General features: G+C 60.4%; 15 protein-coding genes, 1 tRNA gene and 1 pseudogene (1 of these 17 running past the window's edge). 7 read left to right on the top strand and 10 right to left on the bottom strand.

Annotated features, from left to right (window positions below):
• Together CMG77_RS06815 and CMG77_RS06820 are read right to left on the bottom strand one after the other, a co-directional pair.
• The coding region (locus CMG77_RS06815; protein ID WP_286903831.1) for a DUF6231 family protein at positions 1 to 398 on the bottom strand (398 nt) is incomplete at its 3' end.
• 11 nt (positions 399 to 409) lie between these two features.
• On the bottom strand, positions 410 to 1144 hold the full coding sequence (locus CMG77_RS06820; protein WP_286806581.1) for a DUF1499 domain-containing protein: 735 nt from the start codon (positions 1142 to 1144) through the stop codon (positions 410 to 412).
• Positions 1145 to 1248: 104 nt separating this feature from the next.
• Between CMG77_RS06820 and CMG77_RS06825 the strand changes: the two genes are divergently transcribed.
• Positions 1249 to 1965 carry a DUF6445 family protein gene (locus CMG77_RS06825; RefSeq protein WP_286806583.1) on the top strand — a complete coding sequence of 239 codons (717 nt, stop codon included), beginning with the start codon at positions 1249 to 1251 and terminating at the stop codon, positions 1963 to 1965.
• 104 nt (positions 1966 to 2069) lie between these two features.
• Here the strand turns inward: CMG77_RS06825 and CMG77_RS06830 are convergent, their stop codons facing one another.
• Together CMG77_RS06830 and CMG77_RS16135 are read right to left on the bottom strand one after the other, a co-directional pair.
• Positions 2070 to 3602, bottom strand: coding sequence for an alpha-N-arabinofuranosidase (locus tag CMG77_RS06830; protein ID WP_286903832.1), 1533 nt, complete (start codon positions 3600 to 3602; stop codon positions 2070 to 2072).
• Positions 3603 to 3748: 146 nt separating this feature from the next.
• A pseudogene (locus CMG77_RS16135) lies at positions 3749 to 4528 on the bottom strand (4'-phosphopantetheinyl transferase family protein).
• A 140-nt stretch (positions 4529 to 4668) separates the two neighbouring features.
• Between CMG77_RS16135 and CMG77_RS06840 the strand changes: the two are divergent.
• The 3 genes from CMG77_RS06840 to CMG77_RS06850 all read left to right on the top strand — a co-directional run bounded on the left by CMG77_RS06840 (position 4669) and on the right by CMG77_RS06850 (position 7147).
• Positions 4669 to 5781, top strand: a complete 1113-nt coding sequence (locus tag CMG77_RS06840; RefSeq protein ID WP_286903834.1) for an S-(hydroxymethyl)glutathione dehydrogenase/class III alcohol dehydrogenase — start codon at positions 4669 to 4671, stop codon at positions 5779 to 5781.
• 10 nt (positions 5782 to 5791) lie between these two features.
• The gene (gene fghA, locus CMG77_RS06845) at positions 5792 to 6631 is read left to right on the top strand and encodes an S-formylglutathione hydrolase (RefSeq protein ID WP_286903835.1); all 840 of its coding nucleotides are present in this window, start codon (positions 5792 to 5794) and stop codon (positions 6629 to 6631) included.
• A gap of 21 nt (positions 6632 to 6652) precedes the next feature.
• A complete protein-coding gene (locus CMG77_RS06850; protein ID WP_286903872.1) occupies positions 6653 to 7147 on the top strand; it encodes a YgjV family protein in 495 nt (164 codons plus the stop codon).
• Positions 7148 to 7162: 15 nt separating this feature from the next.
• Here CMG77_RS06850 and CMG77_RS06855 read toward each other — a convergent pair whose 3' ends face one another.
• The 6 genes from CMG77_RS06855 to CMG77_RS06880 all read right to left on the bottom strand — a co-directional run bounded on the left by CMG77_RS06855 (position 7163) and on the right by CMG77_RS06880 (position 15782).
• Positions 7163 to 9022 carry a DUF3413 domain-containing protein gene (locus CMG77_RS06855; protein WP_286903836.1) on the bottom strand — a complete coding sequence of 620 codons (1860 nt, stop codon included), beginning with the start codon at positions 9020 to 9022 and terminating at the stop codon, positions 7163 to 7165.
• Between the two features lie 185 nt (positions 9023 to 9207).
• Positions 9208 to 10623 (bottom strand): efflux transporter outer membrane subunit, encoded by a 1416-nt coding sequence (locus tag CMG77_RS06860; protein WP_286804950.1) that lies wholly within the window; start codon positions 10621 to 10623, stop codon positions 9208 to 9210.
• Positions 10616 to 13753 (bottom strand): efflux RND transporter permease subunit, encoded by a 3138-nt coding sequence (locus CMG77_RS06865; RefSeq protein ID WP_286804949.1) that lies wholly within the window; start codon positions 13751 to 13753, stop codon positions 10616 to 10618. The genes CMG77_RS06860 and CMG77_RS06865 overlap by 8 nt, the downstream gene beginning before the upstream one ends.
• Before the next feature lie 3 nt (positions 13754 to 13756).
• Entirely contained in the window at positions 13757 to 14917 is a 1161-nt protein-coding gene (locus tag CMG77_RS06870; protein ID WP_286903837.1) for an efflux RND transporter periplasmic adaptor subunit, read from the bottom strand.
• Between the two features lie 69 nt (positions 14918 to 14986).
• The gene (locus CMG77_RS06875) at positions 14987 to 15601 is read right to left on the bottom strand and encodes a TetR/AcrR family transcriptional regulator (protein ID WP_286903838.1); all 615 of its coding nucleotides are present in this window, start codon (positions 15599 to 15601) and stop codon (positions 14987 to 14989) included.
• Positions 15602 to 15705: 104 nt separating this feature from the next.
• A tRNA-Ile gene (locus tag CMG77_RS06880) sits at positions 15706 to 15782 on the bottom strand.
• Positions 15783 to 15977: 195 nt separating this feature from the next.
• Here CMG77_RS06880 and CMG77_RS06885 point away from each other — a divergent pair.
• The 3 genes from CMG77_RS06885 to CMG77_RS06895 form a co-directional block, all read left to right on the top strand.
• Positions 15978 to 16856: a DUF3014 domain-containing protein gene (locus CMG77_RS06885; RefSeq protein WP_286903839.1), complete on the top strand. Its 879-nt coding sequence runs from the start codon at positions 15978 to 15980 to the stop codon at positions 16854 to 16856.
• A gap of 227 nt (positions 16857 to 17083) precedes the next feature.
• Positions 17084 to 17983, top strand: a complete 900-nt coding sequence (gene nagK / locus CMG77_RS06890; RefSeq protein WP_286903840.1) for an N-acetylglucosamine kinase — start codon at positions 17084 to 17086, stop codon at positions 17981 to 17983.
• A gap of 38 nt (positions 17984 to 18021) precedes the next feature.
• Positions 18022 to 19049: the 5' portion of a sugar MFS transporter gene (locus tag CMG77_RS06895; protein ID WP_502691775.1), read on the top strand. It continues 313 nt past the right edge of the window; the window shows 1028 of its 1341 coding nt (coding positions 1-1028); its start codon is at positions 18022 to 18024; its stop codon lies beyond the right edge, outside the window.

The following is a 19049-nucleotide window of genomic DNA, read 5'->3' on the forward strand; positions in this document are numbered from 1 at the left end:
ATGTTGTAGGTGTAGAGCGTCTGGTTGTGCCCCTCTTCTTCGATACGGGCCTGGCGTCGGAAGCCCAGGCCGATGAAATCGGTGAGGCTCCAGCCGGCACCGTCAGTGACCAGGACGCCGATCTGTCGGGTGCCGTAGTTGCGCAACTGACCGATGAGGGTTTGACCGGCCGAATGGCTCAGATGTTCAAGGCTGCCGGTGACCAGGGCCAGGTCCTGAGTGCGGGGCAGGCTGAGGCCCTGTTCGGTATCGGCGGCATCCAGGCAGGTCAGTTGACACTGGCCGTGGGTATCGTGCCAGCGTTGGGCAATGGCCTGGGCCTGCTCGCCAACGGCGACGATGGAGTCGGGCTCGCAGGCGTCAACGAGGGCGGCGATGGCTTGCGTGCTGGTCTTCATAGCGATCCGACCTACTGAAGCTCTTCCTGTAACTTTTCCATGAACAGCTCAATGCGTCGGGCATTGGCGCCGACGTCGCTGCGGCCCAGGCGGGATTTGCTGCGGACGTCGACCCGGCTGCCGTTTTCATGGGGCTGAATACGGATTACCACGTCGTCTTTGAAGCCGAACCAGAGCGTGGTGTCGGTGGCTTCCACCCGGGCGCTGCCATCGTCGAGCTGTTCGGCGCCGGCCAGATCCCAGGCCTGACCTTCCACAACCGCTTGGGCCGCTTCGAGCACGTCGGCCACGGGCCGCTCGACGATCAGGGGTTGCAGCTCAGGGTAGGCCTCACGTTGCTGCTTGGCCGTCTCCTCGCCAGCGTACTCCGCCGGGTTGGGGGCGTTTTCCCGCAAGGGCAGTATCGCCACAAACGCCGGCGGGTTGTCGAGGTCGGTGGTGATGTCGTGAATCGGGGGCACTGACTGGGCGGTCTGCCACTGGCTGAACGGCAGGTAAAAGCTGAACAGCCCCACCACGGCGGAAATCGCGAGTGCCGAGGTGAAGCGCCCCTGGGGTTTCTGCCAAATGGCGTAGCCGATGATCAGCGGCACGCTGGCAATACCCACATAGGCACCCCAGCGCAGCAGGGTAAACGCCTGCCCGAGATCCAGCCAGCCATTGCGAAAGCTCGGGCCGGCGATGAATACCAGAAACAGCGCCGCAAAGCCGCTTGAGAGTGCCACGATACCGAGTAGTTTTTTCATAGAACCGCCTTGTTGTAAGAGGTGTTGTCCGGATCAAAGACCACGTAAACTGTTCCGGTAAATACGGAGAGCCCCTATTTTCGATCACAAAGCGGATGGCGTCTATGGCTGTGTCCCCGGAACCCTCAGTACAGTTTAACCCCGAAGCCCGGGTCAGAGTGGACCAGGTGGGTGCAGAGCGTCAACCCGTGGTCTGTATTGATGATTTTCTGTTGGGCGCCGGGGCGCTTCGCGAGGACGCGGTGGCGAAAAAGGGCTTCGACAACAACACCGGTTTTTACCCCGGCCTGCGCGCCGCGGCGCCAGGTAGCTACTATCAGGCATTGCAGAACAGCCTGCCGGGGCTGATTGAGCGCGTGTTCGGCATCCACTCCGGGCAGATTGCCAGCGTCGAGTGCTCCTACTCTCTGGTGACCACCCGGCCGGATGATCTGCACCCGGTGCAGCGTATCCCGCACTTTGATTCCAATCGGCCCACCGAGCTGGCCATGATTCATTTTCTGTGTGGCCCGGAACTGGGCGGTACGTCGTTTTACCGCCACCGCGATACCGGTTTTGAATATGTGGACGCGGGCCGTCGGGAGTCTTTTCTGGGGGCGCTGGAAGCGGATGCCAAAGCCGGGCGGCTGCCGCCACCGGGTTATATCAACGGCGATACCGATCAGTTCGAGCGCATTGCGTCTTATGAGGCGGCGTTCAACCGGCTATTATTGTACCGGTGCACGAGTCTGCATTCGGGGAATATTGCGGCGGGGTTCGATTTTGACACCGACCCCGCGAAGGGCCGGTTGTCGATCAATACGTTTTTGTTGAATGGGTAACGGCGGATGCGCCTTCGGCGTATCCGCCCTACGGCCGAGCGCAGCGGTATAAATGCGCGTAGGGCGGATAAGCGCAGCGCATCCGCCGTCACCCAAGTCTGACGTTACAGCTCCAGGGTCACCAACGACTTCGCCGGCATCTCCACAATCAACTTGCCTTTCTCAACCCGGGCGCCGTCAAAGCTTACCGGTACCAGATTGTTCGGGTTGTCGAAGGTATTATGGGCGTTCATCGCCTCGGCGGTCAGAATCCGGCCGGACTTCACGGCACTCACATCCATCCCTTTCAGATCAATCTCAACGGTGCGTGCTTCGTTGGGATCAATGTTGGTCAGGCTGATGTGGGTGCGGCCGTCTTTGTCCCGCGACGCGGTGGCGCTCANNGCCGGGAGGCTNTCNCCNTCNTAACGGTACTTGCCTTTGTTCAGCTTGATCGGCAGAGCCACCGCATCCCGATGTACCTTGTACATGTCGAACACATGGTAGGTCGGGGTCAGCAGCATTTTCTCACCATCGGTCAGAATCATCGCCTGNAGGACNTTCACGGTCTGGGCGATGTTGGCCATNTTCACCCGGTCCAGNTGCTGGTGGAAAATGTCCAGNGTCACNGAGGCNGTCAGNGCATCGCGCAGGGTGTTCTGCTGGTACAGGAANCCCGGGATGGAGCCTTCTTCCTGCTCGTGCCAGGTNCCCCATTCGCCCACGATCAGCCACACACGCTTCTCGGGGTCGTGCTTGTCCATCATCTTNTTGTGNCCNGTGATGATNTCGTCCATNTCGATGGCACGNTCCATCANCTCGAACCAGTCGCTTTCNTCAAAGTTGACNGCNTCNCCTTTCTTGGTGGTCCAGGAGCCCTGNATGGTGTAGTGGTGCAGNTCCAGCCCGTCGATCATATCGCCGGCGCGNTCCATGACCACATCCGTCCAGTTGTAGTCGGCCCCGGCGGCGCCNGCGGCGATGCGGAAGGGCTTCACGTTCTCNTAGGGGTGCAGGAANGTGGCAAAGCGCCGGTAGAGGTCGGCGTAGTACTCGGGGCGCATGTTGCCGCCGCAACCCCAGCTTTCATTNCCCACGCCCCAGTANTCGACNTTCCAGGGTTCGGCGCGGCCATTCTCGGCGCGCAGCTTGGACATGGGGCTNTCGCCCGGGTGGTTGACGTACTGCCACCAGTTGGCCATGTCTTCCACGGTGCCGCTACCGACGTTNCCCACCACNATGGGGTCGGTTTCCAGCTCGGCCACCAGGTCCATGAACTCGTGGGTGCCNACGGAGTTGTCTTCGGTCACNCCACCCCAGAGGTTGTTCACCACTGAGGGNCGCTGCTCTTTCGGGCCAATGCCGTCCTNCCAGAAGTAGTAGTCGGCGAAGCAGCCNCCGGGCCANCGCAGGTTGGGGATGCCCAGGTCTTTCAGGGCATCGATCACATCATCGCGGATGATGTAGTCGCCGTTTTCATCCTGNTTCCAGAGGCCATCGTAGATGCCCCGGCCCAGGTGTTCGGCGAAGTGNCCGTAGATGTGTTTGCTGATGATGCCCGCGCTTTCGTCGGTATCGACAGACATTTTATGGGTGCTGGCGGCNACCGCTGGCATGGCCAGGGTGGCGGACANCAGGAAAGAGCTCAGGAGTTTCATAGGCTATCCCTTGGGCTATTGGTTATGGTCAGAGGGTTATAGTCAATCTGTAATAAAGTATCATACGACAAAAGGCCTTGGCGAGTCTTTACGGTCCTTTACACCCGGAGTCGCCCCCGGAATTCCGGGGCGTCGGGTTTTGTGTTTTACTGAATCTGTATCTGGTGGCCGATGCACTCCAGNGGCTCGACATGACCNCCGGGAATNAGCTTGTANAAGTGGGTCGATGCGTCCTGGGCCCGGTGTTGCTTCAGGGCGAGGGACAGNCAGTAATCATCGTCCAGNTCATAGTGGTGGAACTGCCAGTCNTGAGGGTCATCNTCCAGGCTGTCGTCAAATTCCGCTGTAATCAGGCCGTTGTTGTCGATGTGAAAGCGGGCCTTGTCCANNCCGTGGGCGATNCCCAGCCCCCGGGCTTTCAGGTACGCCTCCTTGAGGGTCCAGAGCCGAAAGAAGTGCTCNCTTTGCCGGGGTTCGGGGAGGTTGGCCAGTTCCTNGGCCTCGGGTGCGGAAAAGAACCGCTCNGCCAGCTCGGTCAGGGGCTTTTGATGGTGCCGNAGCTGCAGGTCNACACCAATCAGGTTGTCGACCGTGATGCCGATGGCCAGCCAGTCGCCGCTGTGGCTNAGGTTGAAGCTCAGCTCGGACATGGGCGAGTCGTCGCTCAGTCGGGGCTTGCCNCGCTCACTACGCTNNAANNGCCAGCGNTTGGGNGGAANNCTGTCNGAGTATTGNGANAGNCTGCTGCGCANCCCCGCNCGGGTAATCAGTTGNTCGTCNCGNAGNTCGGGNCGGGAGTAGTGNNTCAGGCCNTCGAGCTCGTCCTCNCTCAACCANTGCTCAAAGGTNTCTCGCNGNTCATCCAGGTGAANGCTGCGNTGNTCNATNAGCCANAGGTGNACAATGTTGTGGGGCTGCAGNATCATAGACTCAATCCGTGGGTGGGTTACCTGTTAACGTTATAGGAGCCTAACACGGCAATAGCAACCGTTACCGGGGATTGAGCGTAATCCCCCAGGGTAAAAATACCCAGTAATACCCCGAATCATCCATTTTGGAGGAAAGCATGATCAAATCTCGCGCTGCCGTGGCCTGGGGCCCCGGNAAACCNCTGACNATTGAAGAAGTCGANGTGATGCCGCCCAAGGCCGGTGAAGTCCTGGTACGGGTGGTCGCCTCCGGGGTGTGCCACACCGATGCCTTTACTCTCTCNGGGGAAGACCCGGAGGGCAACTGGCCGGCCATCCTGGGCCACGAGGGCGGCGGCATTGTGGAGCAGGTCGGTGAGGGCGTGACCAGCATCGCGGTGGGCGATCATGTCATCCCGCTTTACACCCCGGAGTGCGGNGAGTGCAAATTCTGCAAATCCGGAAAAACCAACCTGTGCGGCAAAATCCGGGCAACCCAGGGCAAAGGGGTCATGCCCGATGGCACCTCCCGGTTCTACAAAGACGGCCAGCCGATCCATCACTATATGGGGTGCTCCACCTTTTCCGAATACACNGTGTTGCCNGAAATTTCCCTGGCCAAGGTCAACAAGGAAGCCCCNCTGGAAGAGGTGTGTCTGCTCGGCTGCGGTGTGACTACCGGTATGGGNGCGGTGCTCAATACCGCCAAGGTGGANCCGGGNTCNACGGTGGCGATTTTTGGCCTCGGCGGCATTGGCCTGTCGGCCATCATCGGCTCGACCATGGCCAAGGCCGGGCGGATCATCGCNATTGATATCAACGAGCGGAAGTTCGAGCTGGCGAAAAAACTCGGTGCCACGGACTGTATCAACCCGAAAGATTACGATAAGCCCATTCAGGAAGTGATTATTGATCTGACCGACGGCGGTGTGGANTACTCGTTCGAGTGNATCGGCAATGTGAACGTCATGCGCTCGGCGCTGGAGTGCTGCCACAAGGGCTGGGGTGAGTCGGTGATTATCGGNGTNGCCGGTGCCGGNCAGGANATCAGTACNCGNCCGTTCCAGTTGGTCACCGGCCGGGTATGGCGCGGCTCCGCCTTTGGTGGTGTCAAGGGTCGCAGCGAGTTGCCGGGCATTGTCGAGCAGTACATGCGCGGCGACTTCAAGCTGGATGACTTCATCACCCACACAATGCCGTTGGAAAAAATCAACGACGCCTTTGATCTGATGCACAAGGGCGAAAGCATCCGCAGCGTCATTCACTTTTAAGGAGCTTGATATGACATTGGAGCGGCTCAGTAGCAACAAGAGTTTCGGCGGTTGGAACCAGCANTACAGCCACGCCTCCGAGGTNCTCAACTGCACNATGCGCTTTGCGATCTTTCTGCCGCCNCAGGCCGAGGAGCGCAANGTGCCGGTGGTGTACTGGCTGTCGGGTTTGACCTNTACCGATGAAAACTTTATGCACAAAGCNGGCGCCCAGCGGGTCGCGGCCGAGNTGGGGGTGGCGATCGTCGCCCCNGANACCAGCCCNCGTGGNGANGCGGTGCCNGACGACCCCGAGGGCAGTTANGACTTNGGNNTGGGNGCGGGNTTNTATGTCAANGCCACNCAGGCNCCCTGGAANNCGCACTANCAGATGTACGACTACGTGGTGNACGAGTTGCCGCAGCTGATCGAGCGTGAGTTTCCGGTCACGGACCAGCGNGCTATCAGCGGTCACTCCATGGGGGGNCACGGCGCGCTGGTGGTNGGGCTGCGCAANCCCGAGCGTTACAGCTCCATCTCCGNCTTTGCCCCGATCAGCAATCNGATCAATTGTCCCTGGGGACAGAAAGCCTTGGGGCGNTATTTGGGCGACGACGAGTCGACCTGGCGTGAATACGATGCCAGCGAGCTGCTCAAAGCCAAAGGCTGCGCGCTGCCCCTGTTGGTGGACCAGGGGGATGCGGACAACTTTCTGCAGGAGCAGCTAAAGCCNGAGGCGCTGGAAATNGCTGCTGAAGNNGCGGGCGCTCCGCTNACGNTGCGGATGCAGCCGGGCTACGATCATAGCTACTTCTTCATTGCCAGCTTTATTGAAGATCACCTGCGCTTTCATGCACAGCTGTTTGATTAANGTGCCAGGCCCTTGGGTGATGTGATCTATACGGTTGGCCAACTGCTNGGGTTGGTCAGCTATGGTTTGGGCGTCTACTGTTTTTTTCAGAAAGACGATCGCAAGCTGAAAGTGTTCATGTTNGTGCTGCAGTTCAATAANTGCCTGCACTTTGCGCTGATCGGTGCGCCAACGGCGGTACTGAGTTCATTTTTGTCGGTGGTGCGCACCGGGCTGTCCCTGAAAACCAGTTCGCGTTTGGTGGCGTGGCTGTTTATCGCCGTCAGTGTGGCGCTGGGGTGGTGGCTGGTCGAAAAACCACTGGACTGGCTACCGGTGATTGGCGCCTGCATCGGCACCTACGCGCTGTTCTGCCTGACCGGTATTCAGATGCGCCTGGCCTTCCTGGTGGGCGCCTGTTTCTGGTTGGCAAACAACATCGCGGTCGGCTCGATTGGGGGCACCCTGCTGGAAGTGACGCTGATCAGTGTCAATTCCAGCACCATCATCCGCTTGTGGTTGGCGAAACGTCGGTAGCTCAGGAGGCGTGGCTCAAGGGTAAAACCGGGACTGCTCCTTCAGCGCGCGTTTGATCAGCTCCATCGGTAAGGGAGCATCGTCTATTGGCTGTAGCTGAGTGCTCAGCATTTCCATTCCGCCCGACGGGTAACTCACCAGCTGGAGCTCCTCGGTCAGAAAGGCCGAGTTCATGTAACTGTGCGCGATACTCCACTTTTTGTCGTGAGGGGTATAGAGGTGTTCACCGCTNGAATAGCTCTCGGTCGCACTTTCGGAACACCCGAGCACGTCGGTCAGTAGGGTGGGCGCGAGGTCGAAGTGCTCGGTCCGGTGTTCAACGACACTGGGCGCCTTGCCGGGCCAATGGATGACCAGTGGAACCTGGAGCTGATAGCGTGAAAAATTGCTGCCGTGACCCCANTAGTTCATCCCGTTGTCGTTAAATTCCTGGCCATGATCCGAGGTGATGATAACGAGGGTNTCTTCCATNAGCTGGCGTNTTGANAGNTCGGCCAGAACCCGATGAATCTGGTCGTCGACAAAACGTACCGTGGTTTTGTAGACATTGAAATAGGGCTCGGGGTCGAANTCATCGTCCAGNGCCAATTGATTTACGGACTCCCAGTANGGTTCGATACGCGGGTAATCGGGCGGGACCTGATAGGAGTGCGGCGCATCGTAGAACAGGAACCCGAAAAAGGGNGAGGNGNNGTCATGGGACGAGCGCCTGTCGAGAAAATCCANCCAGTCTTGAGTGATCTGTTGGTCGCGCTGCCAGGAGGTGTCCCCCGGTGTTTTCAGACGGAGTTCTTTAATGGATGAAAACACATTGCGGTCGAAGGCCGGGCTCACCAGCGTGGCCGAGCTCAGTATTTGGGATTGGTACCCGAGGGACTGCATGCGTTGAATCAATACCGGCGGCACCTGGTGGGCGGAAAACGCGTCCCANTAGCTGGCCGGTAACCCGTAAAACAGGGTNAATATGCCCGGNTTGGTGGCGTTGCCATTGCTNTAGTGATCNGTGAATACCTGTGCCGACTCCGNAAAGCGGGTGGTGTTGGGCATCCAGCGCGGATCCAGCATATCCCAGCGCAGGGAGTCCACGGCNATNACCAGGATGTTGGGGAGCTGCTCGGGTGTCGTGCACTGGAGCGCTGCCGTTGGATAGTTCAGNGCNCCCTGGCCATCGGGTGCACTCATTTGCTCGACCACCGAGGCTTCCCGCACGGCCTGAGGGTCAACCCAACCGTGGCGGGCAAAAAAGCGCTTGGCGGTCGCCGCGTGATAAAGCGGCAAGTGGCGCGCGACGCGGGTGATGCGATGATCGTAGTGGGCATCCGCCCAGGCATTCCAGCCGTGAGCCAGCAGTTGGCTGGTTACCAGTAGGGTGAGAGGCGCCCATAGATAGCGACGCGGTGTCAAAATCCAAAAGCGTCGAGCCAGACTCCATTGCAGCAATGCGAGCGCAACAATGGCGATACCGCCCACCGCCCAGGTCTGCCAGGAAAATGAAAATATTTCGGTGCCACCGCCAACAATCAACTCGAACACAAAACCTGACAGGTGAAAACGGAATTGGTGGTAAACCACGGTGTCGAGCAGCAGCAAAGCAACGCCAGCGGTGCCGATGACGATGGCTGTCGGACGCAATAATGACTGCGGCAGAATCAGTGTCAGCAGGAGCAGCGGTAAACCAAACAGCCAGGCCAACAGGGAAAACTGGGCAATCATCGCCAGGGCTACGTAGAGTCCGGTGGCGGTGTCCGCCACGGTCATCCAGGGCAGATAACGAAAACCGATCAGCAACGCAATCAGGCTGTTGGCGACAATAAACCAGCCCGCCCATCGGACGCGTTCGCGCAACGGACGGCGGTATCGGAAGAGGGATGGCACGTAAAGCTCCTTGCAGTATGCGGCGGTTTTCTTCAGGTGGGTCGTTTACAATTCAATCTAACAGAAAGCGCAGAGTGCGATCGTAAAAAAGTGTATGGGGTTACGGCGGATGCACTGCGCCAACTGCGGTTCTAACCGTAGGGCGGATAAGTGCGAAGCACGCATCCGCCGTTACCCAAACTTCGTTACGACCGCGGCATACTCCAACCGCCCCCCATCGCTTTGAACAACGTCGCCGTCGCCGCCAACCGGTCACTCATTGCCTGACTCAACGCCAACTCCGCGTCGAGCAAACCGCGCTGTGCGTCCAGTAACTCATAAAAGCCGATACTCCCGGCGTCGTATTGCAACTCCGCCAGTTCGAGTGTTTCCTCAATCGCTTCGGCCTGGCGACGCACCGCCTCTACACGACGGTCGGAGGTTTGATAAATGACCAGGGCATCCCGGGCGTCACGAAAGCCATTGGTAATCGCCAATTGGTATTGCGCTTCGGCCTGGGCAAGTTGCGCCTCGGCGCTTTCGATCCGCGAACGGGTGCGACCAAAATCAAACAGCGGGCCGGCCAGGTTGGCACCCACGCTCCACATTTCCGCGGGCGCGGTGAACAGGTTGTCGCTATCGAGCGCCACGCTGCCGCCCAGCGCCTGGAGGTTCAGGCTTGGGAAGCGCTGTGCCTTGGCGACCCCCACGCGGGCATTGGCCGCCACCAGAGCCTCTTCCGCCGCGCGAATATCCGGGCGACGTTGCAGCAACTCTGAGGGCAGAACCGCCGGTACGCTGTCGGGCAACTCGATCTCGGTCAGCTTGGCGTCACCGAAATCCAGTTCACTCAACAACTCCCTGGGACTGTAGCCCACCAGCATGGCCAGGGCGCTGCGTAACTCGTGTACGCGCTGCTCCTGTTGTGGCAGGCGGGCGCGGGTACTTTCCAGCGAGGCGCGCGCCTGGCGAATGCTCAGTGGGTTGCTCGCGCCACTTTCGTAGCGCACTTCTTCCAAGGCCAGCGTTTCCTCGCGTGTTCCCAGAGTTTCCCGGGTGATCGCCAGTTGCTGCTCGGCGGCGCGCAGGTTGAAGTAGGTGGTGACCACGTCGGTGATCAGGTTCAGGCGTACCGCTTCGGTGCCAAACACCGATTGCGCCAGCAGTGCGCTGGCCGCTTCGCGTTCGCGCGCCAGACGGCCCCAGAGATCCAGCTCATAACTTAGCACACCGTTTACCGAGAATTGGTTGCGGATTTGGCCGCCGCCCAATTCGGGCGGCATGACGGCTGCTGAGCCTTGCTCCCGAGTGGCGTCTGCCTGGGCGTTGAGTGACGGCCAGCGATTGGCTTTGCTGAAACCAAGTTCCGCGCGGGCCTGTTCGATCCGTTGGAGCTGCACTTGCAGCTCCAGGTTATCGTCCAAAGCGCGCTCGACCAGCGCATTCAGCGTGGCGTCGTCGAAGCGGGTCCACCACTGTTGCCAGTCGCCGGTGTCTTGCCCGAGCAGTTCGTGCTCGGGCCACTGATCGGGCAGGTCCGGTGTCTGAGCCTGATAATCCGGGCCCAGGGCGCAGCCGCTGAGCAGAGCGATGGCGGCGGCCAATGAGGTGAATTTACGCATTGTGCTCACCTCCGTTACGTTGTTTGCGGTTTTCATTCCAGGTCACCAGATCTTCCAATACTTTGTACGTCAGCGGTACGAACAGCAGTGCCAGAGAGCTGGCCAGTACCATCCCGCCGACCACGACGGTACCGATCTCCTGGCGACTCGCGGCACCGGCACCGGTGGCGAAGACCAGGGGCAGCGAACCGATGATAAAGGTCGCGGCGGTCATGATGATGGCGCGGAAACGCTGCCGGGCGGCGGTCATGGCCGCTTCGGTGGAGCTCATGCCTTCACGGCGGTTCTGCGCGGCGAACTCGACAATCAGAATGGCGTTCTTCGCCGCCAGACCGATCAGCACCAGCAGGCCCACCTGGAAGTAAATGTCATTCGGGTAGCCGCGCAGCAGCGATGACAGTGCCGCCCCAAGAACCCCAAAGGGAATGGCGGTGGCCACGGCAATCGGCAGCGTCAGACGCTCGTACTGTGCGGCGAGAATCAGAAACACCATCAGCAGCGCCATACCGAAGGCGGCGGTACCGGAACCGGCGGCGGCATCCAACTGGTAGGCCTCGCCGGTCCAGCCGATCTGAATGTTGGCGGTCTGACCGATGTCGTTCACCACCGCTTCCAGAGCGGTCTTGGCCTGGCCGGTGGTAAAGCCCGGCGCCGGGTCGGCCATCAGTTTGGCCGCCGGATAGATGTTGAATCGGTTGATGATGTCCGCCCCGGCGGTGCGCTCCAGTGTGACCAGTGAGCTCAGCGGAATCCGCTCGCCACTGTTAGAGCGCACGTAAATATGACGCAGGTCGTCGGCCTGGTTGCGGTACTCGCCCTCGGCCTGCATGTTCACTCGCCACAGGCGACCCTGGTAGGAGAAGTCGTTGATGTAGGAGGAGCCCATGGTGGCTTGCAGTGTGCTGAACACCGTGTTGATGGGTACACCCATCGCTTTGGCTTTTTCCCGATCGACTTTTGCATCGAAACGGGGAATGGAGGTGTCCAGGGTACTACGCGCATTGGTCAGCTCCGGGCGAGCATTTGCCGCGGCGATAACCTGCTGCGTCAGTTCGTTGATGCGCTTGGGGTCGGAGCTGTCGCGCACCTGCAGGTAGCCTTCCACACCACCGGTGAGGGACAGCCCCTGAATGGGCGGCGGGGTAAAGGCAATAACATTGGCTTCCTGAATGCCCATGCCCATACCGATCACTTTGCCCGCGATATCCGAGGCAGCCTGTCCATCACCTTGACGCTCATCCCAGGGGGCCAGATTAATAAAGCCCGCCAGGGCATTGCTGCGCAGTGAGCCGGCCACAATGTCGAAGCCGGCAAAGGCGGTGAAATCCTGTACTTCATCCAGGGAGAGCACCTGTTGCACCAAACGGTCGCGTGCTTCTTCTGAGCGTCCCAGCGCGGAGGCCGGAGGCAGGTGAGCCACTGCGAGCGCCACGCCCTGATCTTCCTGGGGTACCAGGCCGGAAGGCATGCGGCTGAAGGAGAACACAGTGACGACGCAGAAGAAGGCCAACAGACCCAGGCCAATGACCCAGTGCTTGAGCAGCTTGCCCACCAGATTGACGAAACCGTTGGTCAGGCGCTCAAAGGCGTTGTTGAACAGCTGGAAAGGTTTGCTGACATCGTGGGCTTCTTTATCCAGCAGCAGGGCACACATGGCCGGCGTCAGGGTCAGTGCCACTACGCCGGACACCACCACCGAGACCGCAATGGTCACCGCAAACTGTCGATACAGCTCACCACTGAGGCCGCCCAGGAAAGCCACCGGCGCGAACACCGCCACCAGTACCAGCGTGGAGGAGATTACCGCTCCGGAAACCTGCTTCATGGTTTCGATGGAGGCATCGCGGGCTTTCATGCCCTGCTCGACAATCAAGCGTTCGACGTTTTCCATCACGATAATGGCGTTGTCCACCACGATCCCGATGGCCAGCACCAAGCCAAACAGGGTCAACATATTTACCGAGAATCCCATCGCCTGCATGCCGGCGAAGGTGCCGATCAGCGAGACCGGAATGGCCGCCACGGGAATCAGGGTGGCGCGAATGTGCTGCAGGAACAGGAAGGTCACCAGGACAACCAGCACCACCGCGATCAGCAGCGTCAGGATCACCTCGTTGACCGATACCTGGACAAACTCCGTGGTGTCGTAGGGCACCTTGTAGGCCATACCGGCCGGGAAATCTTTGGCGATTTCATCCAGTGCGTCATAGAGCCGCTCGGAAGTTTCCAGAGCATTGGCGCCGGGCTGAAGGTAAACCCCCATCGGCACCGCCGACTCACCGTTGTAGGTGGCGGAGAAGTCGTAGCGCTCGGATCCAAGCTCCACGCGCGCCACATCTTTCAGGCGCAGGCTGGCGCCCTGGCTGTCGGTGCGCAGTGCAATCTGTTCAAACTCCTCCGGTTCTACCAACTGGCCACGGGTTGAAACACTGAAGGTAAAGGCCTGATCCTCCGGGGAGGGTTCCGCCCCGATTCGACCCGCCGCATACTGCGCGTTCTGATCCCGAATGGCAGCGCCCACTTCGGCCGTGGTCAGGTCGTATTCCGCCAGCTTGGCCGGGTCCAGCCAGATGCGCATGGAATAATCCTGCGCACCGAACAGCGATGCATCACCGACGCCTTCCAGACGCACCAGTTCGTCCAGCACGTTGAGCAAAGCGTAGTTGCTGATATCCAGGGTGCTCTGAGTACCATCTGGCGAGTAGAGCACCGGCACCATCAGGATGTTGGTTGAGCGAGATTCCACTCGCACACCCAAGTCTCGGACAATCTGCGGTAGTCGCGGAGTGGCCGCCTGAACCCGGTTGTTGACGTTAATGGCGGCCTGATCCGGATCCGTGCCCATGGCAAAGGAGATGGATACCTGCAGGGTACCGGCATCGGTGCTGGTGGACTCCATGTAGATCATGTCATACACACCGTTGATTTCCTGCTCCAGTGGGGCCGCGACCGATTCGGCCAAGACCTCGGCGCTGGCACCGGGGTAGGTGGCGCTCACCACGACCTGTGGCGGTACCACGTTCGGGTACTGCTCAACCGGGAGCACCCGCAGAGAGACAATCCCCGCGATGATAATAATGATCGAAATGACCGACGCGAAAATCGGCCGGTCAATAAAGAAGCGCAACATCAATTAACCCTCCTGGTCGCTGGCATTTTGGTCGACGTTGGTGACTTGCACGGCGGCGCCGTCACTCAGTGCCACCTGACCATTGATCACCAACTGGCTGCCGGCCTCGAGTCCTTCAAGGATGAGCTGGCGACCATCGATTACCGGGCCCAGCTTCACGGTGTGGGCGGCGGCGGTGTTGTCTTCATCGATGGTGAACACTTGAGGGCCTTCCGGGCCCTGGCCCACGGCGGTGGGGTCCACCAGGATGGCGTTGTCGTAGTCCGCCAGAGCCAGGCGAATGCGCACAAACTGGCCGGGAATCAGCTCGCTGTCCGGGTTGGGGAAAACCGCGCGCATCTGCACACTGCCGGTCATCGGGTCGATGCGACGATCGGCGAAATCCACCTGGCCGGCGCGGGCATACTCACTGCCGTCGGGCAGCACCAGGCGGGCCTCTCGCTCGGAGTCGTCGTCCCGGAGCGCTTCACGGGCGACGCGCTGGGCGGTGGCGTCTTCCTCGGGCAGAGCGAAATAAATGTGCACCGGGTCGTGCTGAACAATATGGGTCAGAACGGTGCCGGCCTCTACCAGGTTGCCCTCGGTGAGCGCTTCCATACTGGTCAGGCCGGACACCGGGGCCTCTACCCGCGAGTAGCGCAACTGGCGACGGGCATTGCTCAGGGCGGACTCGGCCGCCTCCAGGCGGGCATCGGCGGCGCGGCTGTCGGCGCGGGCCTGATCGCGCTCGCGCTCACTGACCGCATTGCGCTCGAACAGACCTTTCACCCGCTCCCATTCGCGCTCGGCACGCAGTTGCTGAGCCTCGGCACTGGCCAGCTCGGCTTCGGCGGCTTTTACCGCGTCCTGATAGGTGTCGGGCTCGATCTGAAACAGCGTCTGCCCGGCTTCCACCGCCGTGCCTTCTTCGTAATTGCGCGACTCCAGAATACCGGACACCCGGGCGCGCACACTCACTTCGGTGGCGCCGCGTACCCGGCCCGGGTACTCCACCTGATGTTGCGCNGCTTGCGCCTGCACTTCGGTGGTGGTCACCGGTGANGGTGGNCGCTCCTGCTGGCCNCCCTGCTCGGAGCTACAGGCACTGACCANCAGGGCAAGCGCGGACAGGGCCAGGCCCCGGCGCAGTAATCCGGCGGANGGACGGGAAGTGGGGTACATCATGGTAATAAGCTCCGTTTGATAACAGCGTTAAANACAAAAANGTAAAGAGNGNGGCNCCANTANCGGCGNTCAGTGCTTGAGAATGCCGTGCAGGTAAATATCGAAAATCCGGTCAAAGCGCTCACTGAGCGGTCGACGGGGCANGGGNGTGTGGCTGAGCACCACCGCNCCGTGCATCATGTCCCCGCACACCTCCATCCACTCCTGGGCGTCGATATCGCGCACCGGGTGGCGCTCGGCGATGCGCTCGAACATGNCGACCCAGTCCTCGCGCCCNGCGAGCATGTAGGAGAAGTACAGGGAGTTCTGNCATTCGNTGCGAAATTCCGCCCGCTCCTGAATGAACAGCTCAATCAGCTCCGGGTTCTTCTCGAAGTACAGCAGGTAGGCGCGCATGCCTTCGCGCAGCTGCTCCAGCGGGTCCTCGGGTTGCTCGCGAGCGNNCTCGATGGAGGCCTTGAGNGTCTCCAGATTAAAGCGCAGGGCCTCGGTAAACAGCGCCTCTTTGGTGGGGAAGTAACGGTAGACCGTACCTTTCCCGACCCCGGCGGCATCCGCCACGGCCTGCATATCNGCCACCTGGTAGCCCCGCTCGGCAAAAATACGGGTGGCTACGGTCAGAATCTCTTCGCGCCGCTGCTCGGCGGATTTGTGCACGCGTTTGGGCTTTTCCGGGTCGGTCATAGGGCTCTCGCTAATAGGACGGACTGGTCAGTCCGTTAATGATACGAGCCAGCACGACTCCGGATCAATCAAAGGAGTGTCAATAAACGTTAAGTCAGGGAGAGTGGTGGGCCCTGCTGGACTTGAACCAGCGACCAATCGATTATGAGTCGACTGCTCTGACCAACTGAGCTAAGGGCCCTATAGGGGAGGCNGGCATTATAAAGACAAGGGGCGAGTGTGACCAGCCCAAAGCGGGTCGTTTGATCTGCTTGTAGAGCCGGGNCNNATACTGTGCTACAAATAAAGNAGACGAATGAACTGGCGGCGGTATCCTCCAGTCCAAGAACGGACCACGCAGGTGCAGCCTGCGGGCATTAACCAGAAAGGTGGGAATATGGCGAACGATGAGCATTCAACACCGGAAGCACAGCCGGGTAATCGAAAGCCCACCGCGACTATCGCCCTGGTCGTTATTGTCGTGGTGGTGATTGTGGCTCTGAGCCTGTACTTGTTTGGCCGGGAAGATGAGCCGGAACCGACACCGGAGCCGGCCCCTCCGGTTCAGCAGCCCGAACCGGAGCCNGAGCCNGNGCCNGANCCNGANCCNGNNCCNGNNCCNGAACCCGAGCCGGAACCNGAGCCCGANCCGGAACCGCTGCCGGAGCTGGANCAGAGCGATGAGCCAGCNCTCAATGAGCTGGAAGANGCCACCGGCAATGACGACGTCGAGCGTCTGCTGGTCAACGAAGAGTTGATCCGCAAGGTGGTACGTGCCGCGGCGGCCGCCCGTGATGGCAAAGTGGTGCATGAATATCGCCCGGTGGTATCGCCACCGCCGCCCNTGGCCGTGGCNAAGGTCGGTGAAGCCCGTACCGACGCCGAGCAGGAATATCGACTGCTGGAAGAGAACTTNCAGCGCTATGATGCCTACGTNGCGCTCNTGACCGANAGCGANCCCGAGCAGGTGGNNGGCTGGTANCAGCGCTACCGCCCCTTGCTGGANGAGGCGTTTGATGAGCATGGCGTCAATAATGGAACNTTCCACGAGGTNGTGCTCAACACCATNGATGAGCTGTTGGAGGCGCCGGAGCCCCCCGGCGACATTCGNCTGCACCGNCCCAANGTCTTNTACGAGTACCGGGACCCCGAGCTGGANGNGCTGACGGACTTGCAGAANTTGATGATTCGCATGGGGCCGGAGCANCACCGGGCCGTCAANCAGGCTCTGCGGGCCCTGCGCGATGAACTGGAGGCGCTGCCGGAGTCTGAGTGACCGGCTGGGCNTGTTGGAAGAGCGGACCGGGCCGATGTCGCATCGGCCCGGTTTTTTTGTGGTCAGGGAAGGCAAAAAATTTGTTTGACAACGTTGTCCCGAGCAATTACAGTNAGNCTTCCAGTATTGTTCGCTGGAACTCTCTCTCACCTCTTGCGGGGTCGGCGGCGAAGCCCGCCCCCGCTTTTTTNAGCGGTGNGTTGTGATACAGAATAAGAGGTTGTTTTATGGTCAGTGCCCCAACCAATGAGCACTACTTTCTGGGAATTGATGGTGGCGGCAGCAAGTGCAAAGCCAGCATAGCGGANGCCNGTGGGCGGGTCCTTGGCAGTGCTCTGGCGGGGCCGGCCAACCCCNTGCACGGCGTTGAGCAGACGTTGCAATCCATCGAGAGTGCGGCGCGCCGCGCGCTGAGCGATGCTGGCCTGCCGACTGAAACCCTCGGCCGTCTGGTGGCGGGCGCGGGGCTGGCGGGGGTGAATCTGCCCAGTCTTTATCGGGTCATCAGTGACTGGCCCCACCCCTTTGCGGCGCTTCATCTGACCACGGATTTGCGTATTGCCCTGCTCGGTGCCCATCAGCAAGACGAGGGGGCGGTCATCGTCACCGGGACCGGTTCTTGCGGTTATGTCCGCACCGCCGGCGTGGATCACCTGTTGGGTGGGCACGGCTTTCCCTATGGCGATCAGGGAAGCGGCGCCTGGATGGGACTGGAAGCGATCAAGGCGGTCCTGCTGGCGTCCGATGATCTCGGTCCAAAAACCCTACTGATCGAGAGTGTGGCGGAGCTGCTGCAGGCGCGGGGTCTGGCGATTGTCGAGCGGATGTCCGGCAAGCCATCCAGTGACTACGCCCGTCTGGCGCCGCTGGTCTTTGACGCCGCCGAGGCCGACGATCCGGTGGCGCTGGATATTCTTCGCAGCGGCGCGCACTACATCAGCGCCATGGCGCGCAAGCTGCTGGCGTATCAGCCGCCGCGGCTGTCACTGATTGGGGGGATGGCCGGGCGTCTGGAGACCTGGCTGGATCGGGATGTGGCCGAGCAATTATCCCGCCCCCTCGGGCCACCGGAAGCGGGAGCGCTGTTGTTTGCGCGCCAGCAGAGCGCACTGGCCAATACCGCCTGAACGCCATCAACACAATACGATAACAATTCTGAACGTCGATTCGCGAGGCTGCTATGACCACTGACACCACTGCCCGGGCTCCGGCCACTTCCAGTGCCCTCATTCCGATGACCATTATCGGGGTGCTGTTTTTCGTGTTTGGCTTTGTCACCTGGCTGAACGGTGCACTGATTCCCTTTCTGAAAATCGTCTGTGAACTCAATGAGTTTCAGGCACTGTTTGTCACCTTTGCGTTTTATATCGCCTATACCGTCATGGCGCTGCCCGCCGCGCTGGTATTGCGCCGCACCGGGTACAAGACCGGGATGGTCATCGGGTTGGCGGTGATGGCGGTGGGCTCGCTGGTGTTCATTCCCGCCGCCCAGTCCAGTCACTATGCCGTGTTTTTGTTGGCGCTGTTTATTCTGGGCACCGGGTTGACCTTGCTGCAGACGGCCGCCAATCCCTACATTGTGTGTATTGGTCCGCGCGAGAGTGCCGCCATGCGGATGAGCATCATGGGGCTGTTGAACAAGGCCGCCGGTGTGGTGGCTCCGGTGGTGTTTACGCTCTGGGTACTGACCGGCATGGACCAGTTCGATGAGGATGTGCTGTTGGCATTGAGCGCCGAGGCGCGTGCGGAACGCTTGGCGGAGCTCTCGAATCGCCTCGTGGTGCCCTATCTGTATATGGCCGGAGCGCTGCTGGCCTTGATGCTGTTTGTGCAGTTCTCNTCNCTGCCGGAGTTGAACGTNGACGCCGAAAGTGACGANGANGCNGGNGATAAGNTNGGCATNCTCAATCATCCCCAGGCGATTCTGGGTGCGATCGCGCTGTTCATGTACGTCGGGGTGGAAGTGATCGCNGGCGATACNATCGGGCTCTATGGGCGGCGAATGGATGTNGCNCACTTNGGTTCACTGACGGCNTACACCATGACGTTTATGGTCATCGGGTATGTGGTCGGCGTGCTGTGCATTCCCCGTTTTNTGAGTCAGGCNAGGGCGNTGACCGGGTCCGCCATTTTCGGNGTNCTGTTTACCGTGGGGGTNCTGACCGGNTCNGGCGANAGNGACTGGATTGCNTC

This window comes from Marinimicrobium sp. (assembly GCF_002695945.1).
GTDB lineage: Bacteria > Pseudomonadota > Gammaproteobacteria > Pseudomonadales > Cellvibrionaceae > Marinimicrobium > Marinimicrobium koreense.

What these genes read in the sequence shown, in the direction of transcription:
- CMG77_RS06820 (WP_286806581.1), bottom strand. Translation starts at nt 1,144, where the DNA reads ATGAAAAAACTACTCGGTATCGTGGCACTCTCAAGCGGCTTTGCGGCG.
- CMG77_RS06825 (WP_286806583.1), top strand. Translation starts at nt 1,249, where the DNA reads ATGGCTGTGTCCCCGGAACCCTCAGTACAGTTTAACCCCGAAGCCCGG.
- CMG77_RS06860 (WP_286804950.1), bottom strand. Translation starts at nt 10,623, where the DNA reads ATGCGTAAATTCACCTCATTGGCCGCCGCCATCGCTCTGCTCAGCGGC.
- CMG77_RS06865 (WP_286804949.1), bottom strand. Translation starts at nt 13,753, where the DNA reads ATGTTGCGCTTCTTTATTGACCGGCCGATTTTCGCGTCGGTCATTTCG.